A 17452-nucleotide genomic window follows, 5' to 3' on the forward strand; every position below is an offset into this window, starting at 1 on the left:
TCAGTACCGGAACATCCGGGCGGCGATCAGGCGCGCCCCGAACTGCACGGTCTTGGTCATGAGGTAGAAGATCACGGCGGCCAGGGCGAACAGCTCGAACGTGCGGAAGGTCAGCGCGTTCAGGTCCTGGGTGACGCCATAGAGGTCGGTGTTCATCCCCACGGTGACGCCCAGCGAGGTCATCAGGATCGCCCAGACCATCTGGTTCGTCATCGGCAGGAAAGCGATCCGCAGCATCTGCGGCATGACCACGTAGCGGAAGGATTGCAGCGGCGTCATCCCCAGCGACCGCCCGGCCCGGGCCTGCGTGTCCGGGATCGCCTTCAGGGCGCCGCGGAAGTTTTCCGCCAGATAGCCCGCGTTGTTGAAGGTGATCCCGATCAGCAGCGAGGTGAAGGGCGAGAGGTGGATGCCAAAGCTCGCCACTCCGAAATGCGCCATGTAGATCTGGAACAGTGCGGGGGTGTTGCGGGCGATTTCCACCCACGCGGTGGCGATGGCGTTCAGGATGCGGCTGCCCGACCGGCGGAAGACGGTCAGCAGGATCGCCAGCAGGATGCCCAGCGCCATCGACAGCAGCGCGATCTGCAGCGTGACCAGCGCGCCGTCGAGCATCTGCGGCAGTCGCGCGAGGGCCTGTTTCCACTGGAAGGTGTATCCGAACATCGGCTCGCCCCGTCGCTGGTCAGGTGGAAGGCGGCACGGGAACCTGCCCCGCGCCACCCGGCCGGATCAGCGATAGACGCCCTTGATGGTCAGGTCGGCCGGTTCGCCCTCGCCCACCCATTTCTTGTACAGCTCGGCATAGCGGCCGGTGCGGACCTGCTGGTTGATGAACAGGTTCATGTAGTTGATGAGCCCGTATTCCTGCCGCATCGTGAACAGCGACACGTAGTCGGGCACCATCGGCGCCTTGTCGACGATCTTGATGCCGGGGAACTTGCCCGAGGCGACGTTGGCGTTGGCGACCTCGACGGTCGACACGGTGGCGTCCAGCTGGCCCTGGCTCAGCGCCAGGAACACGTCGGCCTGGGTCTGGTAGGGGCGGAAGTTGCCCTCGCCCCATTCCTTGATCTTGCCTTCCAGCCAGATCGCCTCGTAGGTGCCGGCGGTGGCGCCGACGGTCTTGCCCTTCATGCCTTCCCAGTTCGCCATCTCGACCTTGTCGTTGGCGACGACGGCGTTTTCAAAGGCGTAATAGGGGATCGTGACGCCGATGGTCTTGGCCCGTTCCAGCGTGTCCGAAGTCGAGGCGACGCCCACGTCCACCCGGCCGGCCATCAACGCCGGGATGCGTTCGGGGAACGGGGTCTCGACAATCTCGGCCGTCACGCCCAGTGCCTTGGCAAGATCGTTGCAGTAATCGACGTCGAAGCCGATCGGGTTGTTCTGGTCGTCGCGCATGCCCATCGGCGGAAAGTCCAGCACGACCGCGCAGCGCAGCGTGCCCGAGGCGATGATGTCGTCCAGCTTGTCGGCCTGCGCGGTGCCGGCGAGCGCGGTCGCGGCAAGCGCGGCGGCAATGATCGTCGTCTTCATCTTCTTTCTCCCTGACCGGGCCTTGGGGCCCTGTTTCGATTCCCGACTGATGCCACCTTCGGGTGAGGCTCGCCACGGATCAACTGGTAATACATGGCGTATGCAGGACCGGCTGCGGTCAGACCTTGCAGGCCTGCACGGCCCCCGGCAGGCGCGACCACTGGTCGTACCAGGCGCGGAACTGGTTGAATTGGGTTTCCGCCCAGGCCCGCTGGGTCGGCGACAGCTCGTCGGTCTCGTTGAAATGCAGGGTGTATTCGGGGTGCCCCTGCATGACCATCATGTGCTTGTAATACAGCACCAGATCGGTGCCCTCGTCCCAGGTCGACAGCACCTCGAGCGCCTCGCCCAGTTCCAGCGCGCGCTGGCGTGCATCCACGTCGCCCTTGGCCGCGGCCTTGGCCAGCGCCACGAAATGCAGGATCTCGCGCGGGATGGCGTTGCCGATGCCGGTGATCGTCCCCTCGGCGCCGGCCTTGACATAGCCGTGATAGACGCCGGTATCGACGCCCGCCATCAGCACCACGTCGGGATTGCCCGAGGTGATGTGCTCGGCCGCATAGCTCATCGACCTGGTGCCGCCGAATTCCTTGAAGCCGACCAGGTTCGGGTGTTCGGCGCGCAGGACAAAGAACAGGTCGGCGCGGGTTTCGAACCCGTAGTGGGGCGAGTTGTAGATCACCGCCGGCAGGTCCGGCGCGGCCGACAGGATCGCCTTGAAGTGGTTGCGCTGCGCGATCGGCGAATTGCCCCGCGACAGCACCCTCGGGATGACCATCAGCCCCGCCGCCCCGGCCTTCTGCGCATGGGCGGCCAGCGCCACGGCCGAGGCGGTGTTGACCGCCCCCGTCCCCGCGATTACCGGCAGCCCGGCGGCCACCAGGCGTTCCACGCCCTCCATCCGCTGCGCGTCGGTCAACAGCGGCCAGTCCCCCATCGAGCCGCAATAGACGACGGCCGACATGCCGATCTCGACCAGCTGCTGCGCGGTGCGGACCAGCGCGTCGAAGTCGGGCTGCCGGTCGGGGGTGCAGGGGGTCATCAGGGCCGGAATCACGCCGGTAAAGATCGCCGATTTCATCAGATCGCTCCCTTGCACAACGGCCGCCTGCGGCCCGGATCTGTAGCTGGGTCCGATGATGCCGGTTTGTATTTTATTTGTCGACAAGAAAATCGCCCGCCTTACAGCGGCGGGTCGTCCCGTCGTTCGCGGGCCAGCAGGGCCCTGATCTGCCGGACGATCTGGTCGGCATGGGCGCGCCCCAGCCGGTCGCTTTCCTCGACGTCGCCGGCCGCGATGGCGGCGATGATGGCGTCGTGTTCGCCGACATATTCCTGCGGCAGGCGGTCGTCGAAGGACTGGTAATACAGCCGCAGCAGCCGCCGCCCCTCGTCCAGCACGCGCAGGAAGAACTGGGTGTAGTAGGGATTGCCGCCGGCCTCGGCGATGGCGGCGTGAAAGCTGCGATTGGCGGCGATCATCGTCAGCGCGTCCTGCGCCGCCACCGCGGCGGCATAGTCGGCCTGGGCGGCGCGGATGCGGGCCAGGGCAGCGTCGCTGCGGTTCATCGCCGCCAGCCGGTTGGTCAGCCGATACATCAGCGTGATCGCGTCGAAGAAGTGATGCAGGTTCAGGAAATCGATGCGCGCCACCATCGCCGAGCGGTTCGGCAGCGTCTCGACCAGCCCCTCGCCGGCCAGCCGGATCAGCGCCTCGCGGATCGGGGTCCGGGACATGCCGAAGCGTTCGGCCAGCTCGACCTCGTCGATGGGACTGCCGGGGGGCAGGGTCAGGTCCAGGATCTCGTCGCGCAGGCTTTCATGGACCACCCGCACGCCCGATCCGCGGCGGCGTTCGGGAAGGTCAGGCCCCGCAGCATCCTCGCCGTCGGTCATTCCGCAACGCCGAGCGTCAGGTGGACCGGGGCGAGGCCATCGATCTCGCCACGGATGCGGTCGCCCGCCCCCACCGCGCCGACCCCGGCCGGGGTGCCGGTAAAGATCAGGTCGCCCGGCGCGAGGTGATAGAAGCGTGACAGGTCGGCGATCAGCTCGGGCACCGACCAGACCATGTCGGACAGCCTCGCCTCTTGCCGCGGGGCGCCGTTCACCGACAGGGCGATCCGCTGGTCGCCGATAACGCCGAAATCGCCGGCGGGGGTGATCGGGGCCAGCACCGCGCTGTCCTCGAAATCCTTGGCCAGGTCCCAGGGGCGCTGCCTGGCCTTGGCCGCGGCCTGCAGGTCGCGCCGGGTCATGTCGAGCCCCGCGGCATAGCCGAAGACCAGCGCCATCGCCGCCGCAGGCGCGACGCGGAACCCGGGGCGGCCGAGCGCCACGACGAATTCCATCTCGTGATGCAGGTCCGCGGTGCCAGGCGCATAGGCCACGGTCGCGCCGCTCTCCACCACGGCCAGCGGCGACTTGGTGAAATAGAACGGCGCCGCGCGGTCGACCTCGTTGCCCATCTCGGCGGCATGGGCGGCATAGTTGCGCCCGACGCAAAAGATGCGCCGGACGGGGAAGCGGGCCTGCGAGCCCGCCACGGGCAGGGACGGCCAGTCGGGCGCGGGGAACAGCGTGTCTGACATGGCGGTCCTCTCGCTGTGGCCGCGCCGCGACCGCGGCGCGCGTATCAGCCGGTTCTAGGGCCGGGGATGGGACCGCGCAAGCAAGGGCGCCGGATCAGTCCTCGGGGCCGACCATCAGTTCCGGGCGGACCACCCGGTCGAAGGTTTCCTCGTCCACATAGCCCAGCGCCACGGCTTCCTCGCGCAGCGTGGTGCCGTTCTTGTGGGCGGTCTTGGCGACCTTGGTGGCGGCGTCATAGCCGATGGTCGGCGCCAGCGCCGTCACCAGCATCAGGCTTTCCTTCATCAGCTTGTCGATGCGCGGCAGGTTGGCCTGCGTGCCGACCACCATGTTGTCGGTGAACGACCCCGCCGCATCGCCCAGAAGCTGCATGGATTGCAGCACGTTGTAGGACATCATCGGGTTATAGACGTTCAGCTCGAAATGCCCCTGCGACCCGGCGAAACCCACCGCCGCGTCGTTGCCCATGACCTGACAGCAGACCATCGTCAGCGCCTCGGCCTGGGTCGGGTTGACCTTGCCGGGCATGATGGAACTGCCCGGCTCGTTTTCCGGCAGGATCAGCTCGCCCAGGCCCGAGCGCGGGCCGGACCCCAGCAGCCGCAGGTCGTTGGCGATCTTGAAGAGGCTCGCCGCGACGGTTTTCAGGGCGCCGTGAAAGAACACCATCGCGTCATGGGCGGCCAGCGCCTCGAACTTGTTCGGCGCGGTGACAAAGGGCAGGCCGGTGATCCTGGCGATCTCGGCGGCGATGGCGGTGTCCCAGCCCTTCTTCGTGTTCAGCCCGGTGCCCACGGCGGTGCCGCCCTGCGCGAGTTCATAGATCTGCGGCAGGCACAACTTGACCCGTTCGATCCCCATGCGGACCTGATGGGCGTAACCCGAAAACTCCTGCCCCAGGGTCAGCGGCGTCGCGTCCTGCGTGTGGGTGCGGCCGATCTTGATGATGTCCTTGAACTCGTCGCGCTTGGCTTCCAGCGCGGCGGCCAGCTTTTCCAGCCCCGGCAGCAGGGTGTCGCGCGCGACCATGCCGATGGCGACATGCATTGCGGTCGGAAAGGTATCGTTGGACGACTGGCCCATGTTGACGTGATCGTTCGGGTGAACCGGCTTCTTGCTGCCCAGCTCGCCCCCCAGGATCTCGATCGCGCGGTTCGAGATGACCTCGTTGGCGTTCATGTTCGATTGGGTGCCGGACCCGGTCTGCCACACCACCAGCGGGAAGTTGTCGTCGAACTTGCCGGCCACCACCTCGGAGGCCGCCTGCACTATCGCCTCGCCCAGGTTCGGGTCGAGGTTGCCGGTCGCCATGTTCACCTGCGCCGCGGCCTGCTTGATGACGCCCAGCGCGCGGACGATCGCCACCGGCTGCTTTTCCCAGCCGATCGGGAAGTTCTGGATCGAGCGCTGGGTCTGCGCGCCCCAATACTTGTCGGACGGCACCTCGAGCGGGCCAAAGCTGTCGGTTTCGGTGCGGGTCGTCGGCATCCTCAATCCCCCTTGCGAGTCCTGGCGCGGCTTCTAGGCAAGCGGCCGCGGCTTGGCAACGGGTATGCAATTGCATGCCGACCAGGCCCGGCTTATCCCAACCGACAGGTCGCCGGCACGGGAAAGCTGTTTTCATCGGCGCGAAATCGGTTAGAATGGGAAAGATTCGATAGCATGCGCTGTCTGGAAGGGACCGTTCGGCCCGCCCTTTTGGACCAGCGCAACGAAAAAGGTGCACGATGGCGACTCTGGAATTCTCGCTTTATCAGTATACGGTCGTCAACGGTGCCGTGACCGAGGTGTCCGGCCTGCAGACCCTGACTGTCGACGACAAGAACGGCGACGGACTGCTTACCCAGAAAGAGCTGGCGGCCTATTTCCAGGAACAGGGCAACGGCCATCTTTGGGGGATCGGCGGAACCGATCCCGCCCGCCCCGCCACCTTTACCGTGGGCGACACCGGGAACCTCAAGGACTTCACCCTGTTCACCACCCGCCTCTACGAGGTCGGGGACAAGGTCGACACCAGCGGGCTGGTGCAGAACTTCAAACCGTTCGATCCGCACGAGGCGGGCGTGCCCTGCTTTTCCGCCGCCACGCTGATCGAGACGGCACGCGGCCCCGTGGCCGCCGGCGACCTGGCGGTGGGCGACATGGTGCGCACCCGCGACGCCGGGCTGCAGCCGATCCGCTGGATCGGGCGTCGTGCGCTGGACACCGCCGCGCTGGAACGCGCGCCCCATCTGCGGCCGATCCGCATCCGGGCCGGCGCCTTGGGCGAGGGCTGCCCGGCGGCCGACCTGGTCGTGTCGCCGCAGCACCGCATCCTGGTCCGCTCGCGGATCGCCCAGCGCATGTTCGGCACGGACGAGGTGCTGGTCGCCGCCAAGCAACTGTGCCAGCTGGACGGAATCGACGTCGCGCAGGACCTGAGCGAAGTCGTCTACATCCATTTCCTGTTCGACGACCACCAGATCGTGTTCTCGAACGGCGCCGAGACGGAATCACTGCTGGTCGGACCCGAGGCACTGAAATCCGTGGGCATCGCGGCCCGCGCCGAAATCCTGGCCCTGTTCCCGGAACTGGCCGACCATGCGGCCGTACCCGCCCGGACCGTGACCAGCGGCCGGCTGGCCCGCAAGCTGGCGGTGCGCCACCTGCAGAACCAACGGCCGCTGGTCAACTGACCGCGGCTCGTCCGTCGCGCGGGCACGGCGCGCGCCTGTCGGCGCGTCAGCCCGGGGCCTGGCGGAAGACATAAACCTGCGCCGGCGGCAGGTTCATCCAGATGCGGCGGCTGCGGGTATGGGTCAGGCCGAGATCGGCCCGCACCCGCGCCGACAGCGGCGGCTGGGTGCCATAGGTGATCTGCACGAAGGGCGCGCCCGGTTTCAGCATCCACAGCGCCGACCCGACGATGGCGTGCTGCATTTCATCGGACATTGGCAGGGTCGGCACGCCAGAGATCACCGCGTCCAGACCGCCCCGGCCGACATTCACCATGTCCTGCGCCGGGCGGTTATGCACCGTCGTGCCCGGGAACAGGCTGCGGAGCCGGTCGCAGAACGCGGCGTTCAGCTCGTACAGCTCGAGCCTCTCGGCCGCGAGGCCGCGATCGAGGATGGCGCGGGTGATGGTGCCCGTCCCTGCCCCGATCTCTGCGACCGCCTGCATGTCCGGGCGGACGATGCGTGCCATTTCGCGCGCCGCGGCGCTGGCGGTCGGCGCGATGGCGCGGATTTCCGTTGGGCGGCGGATGAGCTGGCCCAGAAACAGTGACAGATCCGACATCGCGCGCCCCTCGTGCAGCAGGTTTCCGGCCCTGCTAGGCGAGCGATGCAACGGCTTCGCGGCGGTTGGATGTCAGCGGCGCGACAACCTCACTTGCGCCACTTGTCGAGGCTGACCACCTCGGCCCCGCCTTCCGGAGGGGCGGCGCGGTCATCGGCCCCGTCCGGGTCGTCGCCGTCCTCGTCCTCCTCGTCGTCGCTGTCCTGGGTTTCAAAGCGAAGGCCGAATTCGACCGACGGGTCCACGAAGGTGTGCACCGAATCGAACGGGATATACAGCGGCTCGGGCGAGTTGCCGAAGTTGAGGGTGATCGCAAAACCCTCATGCGTGACGGTGAGGTTCTCGAACCAGTGCTGGATGACGATGGTCATTTCCTCGGGGTAGCGTTCGCGCAGCCAGTCGGCGATTTCCACGCCTTCGTCGCGGGTGTCGAAGGTGATGAAGAAATGGTGCTCGCCCGGCAGCCCTTCCTCGGCGACGCCCTGCAGCACGTCGGCGATCAGGCCCTGCATCGCGCGATGCATCATCCCGCCATAATCAATTCCGCGTGCCATCAGTCACACTCTCCTGAAGTAATCGAGGCCAGCATAGGGATGTGGGGACATTTGAAAAGGGCCGAGCGGGCCGCAGGCAGGCCGTCTGGGGCGCCGGAACGGGCGACGCTTCACAGGGGAAGATGGCGCGGTTGACGGGGCTCGAACCCGCGACCCCCGGCGTGACAGGCCGGTACTCTAACCAACTGAGCTACAACCGCGCACGGTCCCAATGGCGATGGTGTGGTGGTGGCGCGGTTGACGGGGCTCGAACCCGCGACCCCCGGCGTGACAGGCCGGTACTCTAACCAACTGAGCTACAACCGCCCAACCACACCCGGATCGCCTCCGGGGTGCGGGGGATTTACGCAGCGCGCCGGGCAAGGTCAAGCGCCAAAGCGCCCCGTGCGCAAAAGACCTGGGCGTGACCACAGGTCCGAACGTGAAAAGGCCCCGCACGAGGCGGGGCCTTTCGGAAGGTCAGGAACCAAGAGCCTTACTTGATGTAGGCCGGCAGGTTCTCGATCTGATCGGCCGGGGTGCCGACATAGGCCTCCAGGTCGCCCGCAGCGGTGCGCTGGAACGAGATCTGGTCAAGCGGATAGGCAACCTGGCGCTCGCCCATGTTCAGGAAACCGCCGACGGCGACGATGGCGGTGTTGGTCGCCTTGTCGAACGCATCGATCTCGCCGATTTCCTTGAAGTCGTTGCCGTCGCGGGCAAAGACCTGCAGCCCGTCCAGGCCCTGGTCGGTCACCTCGGACGCGTTGACCACGGTGTAGCCTTCGCGGGTCGGAATGTCGGTCGCCATCACCGGCGCGACGGCAACCGCCGGAGCGGCCGCATCGGCGGCAGCCGGGGCAGCGGCATCGGCGCCGGTCACGTTGACCGCGGCTTCACCCTGCTGGACCTCAACATTGGCCTGGCCCGACTGCTGGACGTCGACCTGCGGCGCGGGCGCCTCGGCGACGTTGACCTTTGCATCACCCGCCTGTTCCACCGCAACGGCGGCCTGGTTCTGGCGGATCTCGACCTGGGCTTCCTGTGCCTTGGTAACCTGCACCTCCGCCTGCGCGTCGGTCACGTTGACCTTGGCTTCGGCCGCTTCTACGACGACCTTGGGCTCGGGTTGAACGAAGGACACCACCGGCTCGGGCACGTCCACGGTGACGACCGGCTTGGCTTCGCCAACGGTCACTTCCGGATCGGGCAGCGCAACCGACACGACCGGCTGCGGGATGTTGACCGAGACGGTCGGCTCGGCCTGGGTCACGGTGATCTTGGGCGCGCACTGCTCGACGTTCACCTCAGGCGGGGCCTGGGTGACGGTCACGGTCGGCTCGGGCTGTTCGACGGTCACCTGCGGCGCCGGCTGGTTCACGTGAACCTCGGGCGTGGGGATCTCGACGTTGACAGTCGGCTCGGCCTGTTCGACGACGACCTGGCCACCGCCGGGAACCGCCACGGCGCCAGCGGCCGGAGCGGTTGTTTCGACCGTGGCGGACGTGCCGGCATCGGTGGCGGCGGCATCCGCAGCGGTGGCAGCCGAACCGGCCGCCTGTGCGGCCGAGTCAGCGGCGGCCGCTGCGGGGTCGGTGGCGGCCGTCGCGTCGGTCGCCGCCTGGGCAAACGCGCCCGAAGCCACGAACGACAGGGCTGCAGCCGTGCCAAGAAGTTGCTTGATCAGCATGGGGATCGTCCTTTCGGATTTTTTTGGTGTGCCCGCCGGTGTCTCAGGCATCGGGATCACAACCATCTGATCGCGCGCAGGTTCCACGACCATGAAGAAAGGGCGCCCGAAGGCGCCCTTGATGTTTGTTAGGTCGGGCGGACCCGCCGCAGCGGGCCGACCCGCTTACTTCAGGACGGTCGTCGCGTCGAAGTCGGGCAGAGCCTGCAGCTCTTCCTTGGTGAAGTTCGTCGCAAAGAACGCGTCGTCGCCCACGGTCACGAAGTGCAGGACGTCCTTGCCCAGCAGGACGCGCTTGGCCCCCAGACCCAGGAAACCGCCGATGTCGGCGATGTAGCCCAGGACGTTGCCTTCCGGGTCGACCACGATGTCGTCGACCTTGGCGATGTCGGTCCATTCCGCCGGACGCTCGGTCAGCGTGGTGCTTTCCCAGGCGGTCGAGGACGGCTGGTTGGTGGTCCAGATGCGACGGTTCATGATGTAGGAACCGAGCATCCCGGGATTGTCGGCAGACATCACCGGAGCGTTGACGTCCGGGGCAACGACAGCGGCATCGGCCGGCGCGGCCGTGGTGGTCGCAACCGTGCCATCGGCCGGCACCGTGGTCGTGGTCGTCGCCGGGGCGGTGGTGGTTTCGGTGGTGGTGGTCTCGGCCGTGGCCGGCACCGTCTCGGTCGTGGTCGTGGTTGTGGCGGTGCCCGCGGTGGCCGCGTCGTCTGCCTTGTCCTCGGCCTTGTCGGTGGCGTCCTCGGCCTTGTCGGCCATGTCTTCGGTGACGTCGGCGGTCGAGGTCGTCATCGCCTCGTCAACCTTGTTCCCCGCCTGATCGACGACGTTTTCGGCCTTGTCGGCAGCATCCTCGACCTTGTCGCCAGCGGCGGCGGCCGGGTTGACAACGGTGGTGTCGGTTGTGGTGGTCGCGGTCTGCGCCATCGCAAAGCCGGTCAGGGCCAGAGACGAGGTAGCGGCAAGAAGCAGAGCTTTCATCGGACATTCCTTCGTTGATCGTTGGCAGGGCCGGTTGTCCCGTCCCTGCATCCACCGTTCAACGCCACCGGCCGCCAAGCCGTTCCCGCCGTTCACGCATCCGCGATCCGGGCCGGGAACGGGGGCGCAGAACCTGCGCCGTCATCCCGCCGGCAGGCTGATCCGCCCGCCGCCCACCGCGCCCGGCGCGCCGGTGGTGCCCGGCCCCGAGGTCGGCAGGCCGCGCAGCACCCGGGCCGCCAGCCAGGCGAAAGCCTGCGCCTCGATCATGTCGCCGTCCAGGCCAAGATCGTCGACCGCCCGGACCGGCACGCCGCAACGCGCGGCCAGCGCCGCCATCATTGCGCCGTTATGCCGCCCCCCGCCGCAGACCAGCATCGCCGCCGGCCGGGTGGGCAGCAGCTTCAGCCCCGCGCCGACCGCCGCGGCCGCCGCATGGGTCAGGGTCGCCGCGGCATCGGCATCGTCCATCTGCGCCACGGCGGGCCCCAGCATGGCAAAGCTGTCCCGGTCCAGCGACTTGGGCGCCGGGCGGGCGAAATAGGGGTGGCGCAGGACCGCCGCGATGACGCCCTCGCGCACCTGCCCAGCCGCGGCCAGCCGGCCGCCCTCGTCGCGCGCCAGCCCCCGCCGCGCCCGCATCATGTCATTCAGCGGCGCGTTCGCCGGGCCGGTGTCGAAGGCCACGCAGGCCCCGACCGGATCGGCGCGGCGCGGATCGCACCAGGTCAGGTTGCCGACGCCGCCGAGGTTGAGAAACACCACCGGCGCGGCCTCCAGCCGCCCCTGGGACACCGCCCAGCGCGACAGCGCGTGATGAAAGAACGGCGCCAGCGGCGCCCCCTCGCCGCCCTGGCGCACATCCTCGGTGCGGAAATCCCAGACCACCGGGCGCCCGGTCCTGCGGGCGAGCTGCCATCCCGGCCCGGCCTGATGCGTGCCGCGCCCGCCCGGATCATGCGCCAGCGTCTGCCCGTGATAGCCGATCGCCGCGGCCTCGGGGAAATCCGCCGCCAGCGCCGCATGCGCGTCGACCGACAACGCCGCCGCCGCGGCCACGCCGGGCTCGCCCGGCCACCGGCCCAGCGCCGCGTGCAGGACGTCCGCCTCGGCCGCGGCATAGGGGCGAAACCCGCTGCGGCCAAAGCCGAAGATCGTCTCGCCGTCGGTGTCCAGCAGCGCCGCATCGACGCCGTCCAGCGAGGTGCCCGACATCATCCCCAACACCTGCATCCGGCCTTTCGGCCAACCGGCGCGCTGCATCGAAACCCTCGCTTTTCCTTGGCTTGCCGGGCCTGTATAGGCGGGCGGGAGCAAAGGAAAAAGCCGATGACCTACCGCCCGAAATCCGAGTTCCTGACCGTGATGATCCAGCGCGGCTACCTGGCCGACTGCACCGACCTGCAGGCGCTGGACGAGGCGCTGACCCTCGGGCCGGTGACGGCGTATATCGGCTATGACGCGACGGCGGCCTCGCTGCATGTGGGCCACCTGCTGAACATCATGATGCTGCGCTGGTTCCAGAAGACCGGGAACCGGCCGATCACGCTGATGGGCGGCGGCACGACCAAGGTCGGCGACCCGTCCTTCCGGTCTGAGGAACGCCCGCTGCTGGACGCGGCCGCGATCCAGTCGAACATCGACGGGATGGGGCAGGTGTTCGCCCGCTATCTCGATTACGGCCCGGACGGCGCCCGGATGCTGAACAACGCCGAGTGGCTGGACCAGCTGAACTACCTCGACTTCCTGCGCGACATCGGGCGGCATTTCTCGGTCAACCGGATGCTGTCCTTTGAAAGCGTCAAGTCGCGGCTGGACCGGGAACAGTCGCTGAGCTTCCTCGAATTCAACTACATGATCCTGCAGGCCTATGATTTCCTTGAACTCTACCGCCGCTATGATTGCCGGCTGCAGATGGGCGGATCGGACCAGTGGGGCAACATCGTCAACGGGATCGACCTGACCCGCCGGGTGCTGGACCGCGAGATCTGGGGCCTGACCTCGCCGCTGCTGACCACCTCGGACGGGCGCAAGATGGGCAAGTCGGCGGGCGGCGCGGTGTGGCTGAACGGGGCGATGCTGTCGCCGTATGAGTTCTGGCAGTTCTGGCGCAACACCACCGACGCCGACGTGGGGCGGTTCCTCAAGCTGTACACCGAGCTGCCGGTCGAGGAGTGCGACCGGCTGGGCGCGCTGTCGGGGTCCGAGATCAACGCCGCCAAGGTGATCCTCGCCAACGAGGTCACCACCCTGCTGCACGGCGCCGAGGCGGCGGCTTCGGCCGAGGCGACGGCGCGCGAGGTCTTCGAGCAGGGCGGCGGCGGCGGCGATCTGGAAATCGTCACCCTGCCCGCCGCGGTGCTGTCCGAGGGGCTGACCGTCCAGCAGATGCTGGTGCAGGCCGGGCTCGTCGGATCGGGGAAAGAGGCAAAGCGCCTGATCGCCGAGGGCGGGTTGCGGCTGGACAACGCGCCGGTGGACGACCCGCAGCTGACCGTGACGGCCGACACCGTCGGCGACGGCATCAAGGTCAGCATCGGCAAGAAGAAGCACCGGATGCTGCGCCCGGCATGACCGACCTGCCCGTACTTTGCATCGGCGCGGTGCTGTGGGACGTGATCGGCCGCAGCCCGTCGCCGATGACGCCGGGCGCCGACCTGCCCGGCCGCATCCGCCACCTGCCGGGCGGCGTGGCGCTGAACGTGGCGATGGCGCTGGTCGCCCGCGGGCAGGACGCGGCGGTGCTGGGGGCGGTCGGCTCGGACCCCGAAGGCGACGCGCTGCTGATCGCGGTGCGGGCGATGGGGGTCGGGACCGACTGGGTGCACCGCGACCCGCGCCTGCCCACCGACGTCTACATGGCGATCGAGGATTGCGACGGGCTGATCGCCGCCATCGCCGATGCCCACACGCTGGAAACCGCCGGGGAAACCGTGCTGGCGCCTTTGCGCGACGGCCGGCTCGCCTCGGCCCGGGCGCCGTGGCCGGGGACCATCGTCGTCGACGGCAACCTGACCTCTGCCCAGCTGACCGCCATCGCCACCGATCCGGCGCTGGCCCAGGCCGACCTGCGCGTGGCGCCGGCCAGCCCCGGCAAGGCGGAACGTCTGGCGCCGCTGATCGGGCTCGATCACGTGACGCTGTATCTGAACCGCGCCGAGGCGGAAACGCTGGCCGGCCATCCCTGCGCCGGCGCGGCCGAAGCTGCCGCCGCCGTCGTGGCGCGGGGCGCCGCCCGGGTGCTGGTCACCGACGGCGCCCGCCCGGCCGCCTGCGCCACCCGCGGCGGCGAGGTGCTGACCCGCCAGCCGCCCGCGGTCACCATCGCCCGCGTGACGGGGGCCGGCGACTGCTTCCTGTCCGCGCATCTGGTGGCGGAAAGCGCCGGTCTCGACCGCGCCACGGCGCTGGATGCGGCCGTAGCCGCGGCCGCGCAACACGTCTCGGGCGCCTGACGCCTTCGCTGTATCCCCCGTGTCCGGGGCACCTGCCCCGCCTGAAAGGACGCCGCCATGACCGACCTTCCGCTCAGCTTCACCCCCGAGGTCCGCGCCGCGCTGGACGCCGGCCGCCCCGTGGTGGCGCTGGAATCCACGATCATCACCCACGGCATGCCCTATCCGCAGAACCTGACCATGGCGCGCGACGTGGAGGCCGCGATCCGCGACAACGGCGCGACGCCCGCGACCATCGCGCTGATCGACGGCCACATCCGGATCGGGCTGGACGATGCCGCGCTGGAACGCCTGGCGCAGGCCCGCGAGGTCATGAAGGTCAGCCGCGCCGATCTGGCCGTCTGCCTGACGACCGGCCGAAACGGCGCCACCACGGTCGCGGCGACGATGATCTGCGCGGCGCTGGCCGGCATCCGGGTCTTTGCGACCGGCGGCATCGGCGGCGTGCATCGGGGCGTCGAACGCTCGATGGACGTGTCGGCCGACCTGTATGAGCTGGCGGCGACGCCGGTGACGGTGGTGTCGGCGGGGGCCAAGGCGATCCTCGACATCCCGCGCACCGTCGAGTTGCTGGAAACGCTGGGGGTTCCAGTCATCGCCGTGGGCCAGGACGCCATCCCGGCCTTCTGGTCGCGCGATTCGGGCCTGCCCGCCCCGCTGCGGCTGGACGATCCGGCCCAGATCGCGGCCGCGGCCCGGATGCGCCGGACGCTCGGCCTGCCGGGCGGACAGCTGGTGGTGAACCCGATCCCGGCCGAGGCCGAGATCCCCCGCAGCGAGATGATCCCCGTCGTCGATGCCGCGCTGGCCGAGGCCGAGGCGCAGGGCATCGCCGCCAAGGAGGTCACGCCCTTCCTGCTGGACCGCATCTTCGAACTGACCGAGGGACGCTCGCTGGACGCCAACATCGCGCTGGTGCTGGCCAATGCCCGGCTCGCGGCGCGGATCGCGGCGGCGGACGCCTGACCGGCCCCGCCGCGCCGATCAGCCGTAGAGCTTCGGCAGGTCGACCGAATCGCGCTGGCCGATATTGGCCGCGTCGCCGGCGATGAAGGCCTCGGCCGCGCCGCGCCCGGCCTCTTTCATCCGCCCCAGCAGCCCCGGCGCGGGCATGACCTTGGTCCGCGTCCCCAGCGAGGTCATCAGCGTGTCGTCCGACACCATGTGGATCAGCGGCTCCTTCATGCCGCGGCCGGTCAGGCGCCCTTCGGCCGCCAGCCGCTTCATGAACTGGATGGCGCGCAATTCGCGCAGCAGGCTGGAATTGAAGCTGATCTCGTTGATGCGGTCCTGAATCTCGACCGGAGTCTTCGGCACCGCCTCACGCTCCATCGGGTTGATGGTAACGATCACGATGTCGGGGGGCAGTGTCGGGATGAACAGCGGAAACAGCGCCGGGTTGCCGGAATAACCGCCGTCCCAATAGGCCTCGCGGCGGCCGGTGGCGGGGTCGTCGATCTCGACCGCCCGGAACAGCGTCGGCAGGCAGCCCGAGGCCATCACCGCCTCGGGCGTCACCTCGGCGCCCGAAAAGATGCGTACCCGGCCGGTGCGGACATTGGTGGCGGTCACGAAGAAGTCGGGCCCGGCCTCGCTGCCCGCGTGCAGCTTGTGGGGCATCTCGCGGATGATCGCGTGCAGGGGGTTGGAATAGAACGGGCCGGTGTCATAGGGGCTGAACACGCGGCTGAAGCCTTCCAGCCAGGCGACCGGCGACATCAGCTCGGCCAGGCGCTGCAGCCCGCGCGGGATCGGCACCATGCTGGACATCCAGCGCACCATCCGATTGTCGCTGAACTGGCCGACCTGCGACCAGACGTAATCGAGGTTCTCGCGCGCCGCCCGCCGCCCGGCCTTGCCCGGCCGCGCCGCCAGCCCCGCCGTGACCGCGGCACCATTCAGCGCCCCGGCCGAGGTGCCGCTGATCCCGGCGATGTCGATCTCGTCGCCTTCCAGCAGACGGTCCAGTACGCCCCAGGCAAAGGCGCCATGCGCGCCGCCGCCCTGCAGGGCGAGGTTGATCGACTTGGGCATCGTGATGCGCTCCGCAAATTGCTGCGCTGCAGCATATCACCTTTTGCTCCCGCAGAAAACCGCCCGCCGCGCGAGGTTCTTCTTTGCCCAAATATCCCCGCCGGAGGCTCCGGCCGCGCGGTCAGGCGCAGCGGCGCCTTCAGTCCTCGGCGTTCGCCTCGGCGCGCGACTTGCCCGACACGTCCATCGCCAGCGTGGCCGCCATGAACCCGTCCAGGTCGCCGTCCAGCACGCCCTGCGTGTCCGAGGTCTCATGCCCGGTGCGCAGGTCCTTCACCATCTGGTAGGGCTGCAGCACGTAGGAGCGGATCTGGTTGCCCCAGCCGGCATCGCCCTTGTTCTCGTGCGCGGCGTTGATCGCCGCATTCCGCTTGTCCAGTTCCAGCTGATACAGCCGCGCCTTCAGCGCGTTCATCGCCGCCTCGCGGTTCTGGTGCTGGGACTTCATCGAGCTGGTCACGACGATGTTCGTCGGCAGGTGTGTGATCCGCACCGCCGAATCGGTGGTGTTGACGTGCTGCCCGCCCGCCCCCGAGGAGCGATAGGTGTCGATCCGGATCTCGTTGTCGGGCACCACGATCTCGATGTTGTCATCGACCACCGGATAGACCCAGACCGAGGAAAACGAGGTGTGCCGCCGCGCCGCGCTGTCATAGGGCGAGATGCGGACCAGCCGGTGCACGCCCGATTCCGACTTAAGCCAGCCATAGGCGTTCGGCCCGCTGATCTTGTAGGCGGCCGAGCGGATGCCGGCCTCGTCGCCCGAGGTTTCGGACTGCAGCTCGACCTTGTAGCCCTTCTTTTCCGCCCAGCGGGTGTACATCCGCGCCAGCATCGACGCCCAGTCGCAGCTTTCGGTGCCGCCGGCGCCGGCGTTGATTTCCAGGAAGGTGTCGTTGCCGTCCGCCTCGCCGTCCAGCAGCGCTTCAAGCTCCTTGGTGGCGGCCAGCTCGGCCAGGCCCTTCAGCGTCGCCTCGGCCTCGGTGATGATCTCGGCGTCATCCTCCATCTCGCCCAGTTCGATCAGCTCGACGCTGTCCTTCAGGTCCCGTTCGATGCGGCGGTAGGTCTCGACCTTGTCGGACAGCACCTGCCGGTCACGCATCAGCTTCTGTGCGCGGGCCGGGTCCGACCACAGGTCGCCGTCCTCGATCATCGCGTTCATCTCTTCCAGGCGATGCGGCGCGGTGTCCCAGTCCATCCGCTGCGCCAGCAGGACCAGCGACTTGCGGATGGATTCGACGGTGGCTTGGGTTTCGGCACGCATGGGCGGTCCCTTAGGGGCTGTCGGCAAGGATGGATGGAAATAACCGCTCGGCCCGGCGCGCACAAGCCGGGCTTCG

Annotated in this window: 17 protein-coding genes and 2 tRNA genes; 4 read left to right on the forward strand and 15 right to left on the reverse strand. The window is 68.5% G+C overall.

Going from position 1 to position 17452, the window contains the following annotated elements:
* The 6 genes from IC63_RS02125 to fumC form a co-directional block, all read right to left on the reverse strand.
* A complete protein-coding gene (locus tag IC63_RS02125) occupies positions 1-666 on the reverse strand; it encodes an amino acid ABC transporter permease (protein WP_036716479.1) in 666 nt (221 codons plus the stop codon).
* A gap of 66 nt (positions 667-732) precedes the next feature.
* Entirely contained in the window at positions 733-1539 is an 807-nt protein-coding gene (locus IC63_RS02130; protein WP_036716480.1) for an ABC transporter substrate-binding protein, read from the reverse strand.
* 118 nt (positions 1540-1657) lie between these two features.
* Positions 1658-2620: a dihydrodipicolinate synthase family protein gene (locus IC63_RS02135; RefSeq protein WP_036716482.1), complete on the reverse strand. Its 963-nt coding sequence runs from the start codon at positions 2618-2620 to the stop codon at positions 1658-1660.
* Positions 2621-2721: 101 nt separating this feature from the next.
* Positions 2722-3435 carry a GntR family transcriptional regulator gene (locus tag IC63_RS02140; RefSeq protein WP_036716483.1) on the reverse strand — a complete coding sequence of 238 codons (714 nt, stop codon included), beginning with the start codon at positions 3433-3435 and terminating at the stop codon, positions 2722-2724.
* Entirely contained in the window at positions 3432-4130 is a 699-nt protein-coding gene (locus IC63_RS02145; RefSeq protein WP_036716484.1) for a fumarylacetoacetate hydrolase family protein, read from the reverse strand. The genes IC63_RS02140 and IC63_RS02145 overlap by 4 nt, the downstream gene beginning before the upstream one ends.
* A gap of 94 nt (positions 4131-4224) precedes the next feature.
* Positions 4225-5619: a class II fumarate hydratase gene (fumC, locus tag IC63_RS02150; RefSeq protein ID WP_036716487.1), complete on the reverse strand. Its 1395-nt coding sequence runs from the start codon at positions 5617-5619 to the stop codon at positions 4225-4227.
* A 239-nt stretch (positions 5620-5858) separates the two neighbouring features.
* Here fumC and IC63_RS17235 point away from each other — a divergent pair, with 239 nt between their 5' ends.
* On the forward strand, positions 5859-6806 hold the full coding sequence (locus IC63_RS17235; protein ID WP_084115384.1) for a Hint domain-containing protein: 948 nt from the start codon (positions 5859-5861) through the stop codon (positions 6804-6806).
* A gap of 46 nt (positions 6807-6852) precedes the next feature.
* Here the strand turns inward: IC63_RS17235 and IC63_RS02160 are convergent, their stop codons facing one another.
* From IC63_RS02160 to IC63_RS02190, 7 genes are all read right to left on the reverse strand, one after another.
* On the reverse strand, positions 6853-7410 hold the full coding sequence (locus IC63_RS02160; RefSeq protein ID WP_036716489.1) for a class I SAM-dependent methyltransferase: 558 nt from the start codon (positions 7408-7410) through the stop codon (positions 6853-6855).
* Between the two features lie 89 nt (positions 7411-7499).
* Entirely contained in the window at positions 7500-7964 is a 465-nt protein-coding gene (locus IC63_RS02165; protein ID WP_036716491.1) for an SspB family protein, read from the reverse strand.
* 123 nt (positions 7965-8087) lie between these two features.
* Positions 8088-8164: transfer RNA gene (locus IC63_RS02170), tRNA-Asp, on the reverse strand.
* 29 nt (positions 8165-8193) lie between these two features.
* Positions 8194-8270: transfer RNA gene (locus IC63_RS02175), tRNA-Asp, on the reverse strand.
* Between the two features lie 169 nt (positions 8271-8439).
* Complete coding sequence (locus tag IC63_RS02180; protein ID WP_036716492.1) at positions 8440-9633, reverse strand: hypothetical protein; 1194 nt, start codon at positions 9631-9633, stop codon at positions 8440-8442.
* A 165-nt stretch (positions 9634-9798) separates the two neighbouring features.
* Complete coding sequence (locus tag IC63_RS02185) at positions 9799-10620, reverse strand: PRC-barrel domain-containing protein (RefSeq protein ID WP_036716494.1); 822 nt, start codon at positions 10618-10620, stop codon at positions 9799-9801.
* Positions 10621-10761: 141 nt separating this feature from the next.
* On the reverse strand, positions 10762-11883 hold the full coding sequence (locus tag IC63_RS02190) for an anhydro-N-acetylmuramic acid kinase (protein ID WP_036716496.1): 1122 nt from the start codon (positions 11881-11883) through the stop codon (positions 10762-10764).
* 66 nt (positions 11884-11949) lie between these two features.
* Here IC63_RS02190 and tyrS point away from each other — a divergent pair, with 66 nt between their 5' ends.
* The 3 genes from tyrS to IC63_RS02205 are packed head-to-tail and all read left to right on the forward strand — an operon-like array spanning position 11950 to position 15041.
* Complete coding sequence (gene tyrS, locus IC63_RS02195; RefSeq protein WP_036716498.1) at positions 11950-13194, forward strand: tyrosine--tRNA ligase; 1245 nt, start codon at positions 11950-11952, stop codon at positions 13192-13194.
* The gene (locus tag IC63_RS02200; RefSeq protein ID WP_036716500.1) at positions 13191-14075 is read left to right on the forward strand and encodes a PfkB family carbohydrate kinase; all 885 of its coding nucleotides are present in this window, start codon (positions 13191-13193) and stop codon (positions 14073-14075) included. The genes tyrS and IC63_RS02200 overlap by 4 nt, the downstream gene beginning before the upstream one ends.
* 57 nt (positions 14076-14132) lie before the next feature.
* Positions 14133-15041, forward strand: a complete 909-nt coding sequence (locus IC63_RS02205) for a pseudouridine-5'-phosphate glycosidase (protein WP_036716502.1) — start codon at positions 14133-14135, stop codon at positions 15039-15041.
* Between the two features lie 18 nt (positions 15042-15059).
* On the opposite strand, the gene IC63_RS02210 is transcribed toward IC63_RS02205, so the two are convergent.
* Together IC63_RS02210 and prfB are read right to left on the reverse strand one after the other, a co-directional pair.
* The gene (locus IC63_RS02210) at positions 15060-16109 is read right to left on the reverse strand and encodes a patatin-like phospholipase family protein (RefSeq protein WP_036716503.1); all 1050 of its coding nucleotides are present in this window, start codon (positions 16107-16109) and stop codon (positions 15060-15062) included.
* Positions 16110-16248: 139 nt separating this feature from the next.
* The gene (prfB, locus tag IC63_RS02215; protein WP_036716505.1) at positions 16249-17376 is read right to left on the reverse strand and encodes a peptide chain release factor 2; all 1128 of its coding nucleotides are present in this window, start codon (positions 17374-17376) and stop codon (positions 16249-16251) included.
* Between the last annotated feature and the right edge of the window lie 76 nt (positions 17377-17452).

The organism is Paracoccus sphaerophysae, from assembly GCF_000763805.1.
Lineage (GTDB): Bacteria > Pseudomonadota > Alphaproteobacteria > Rhodobacterales > Rhodobacteraceae > Paracoccus > Paracoccus sphaerophysae.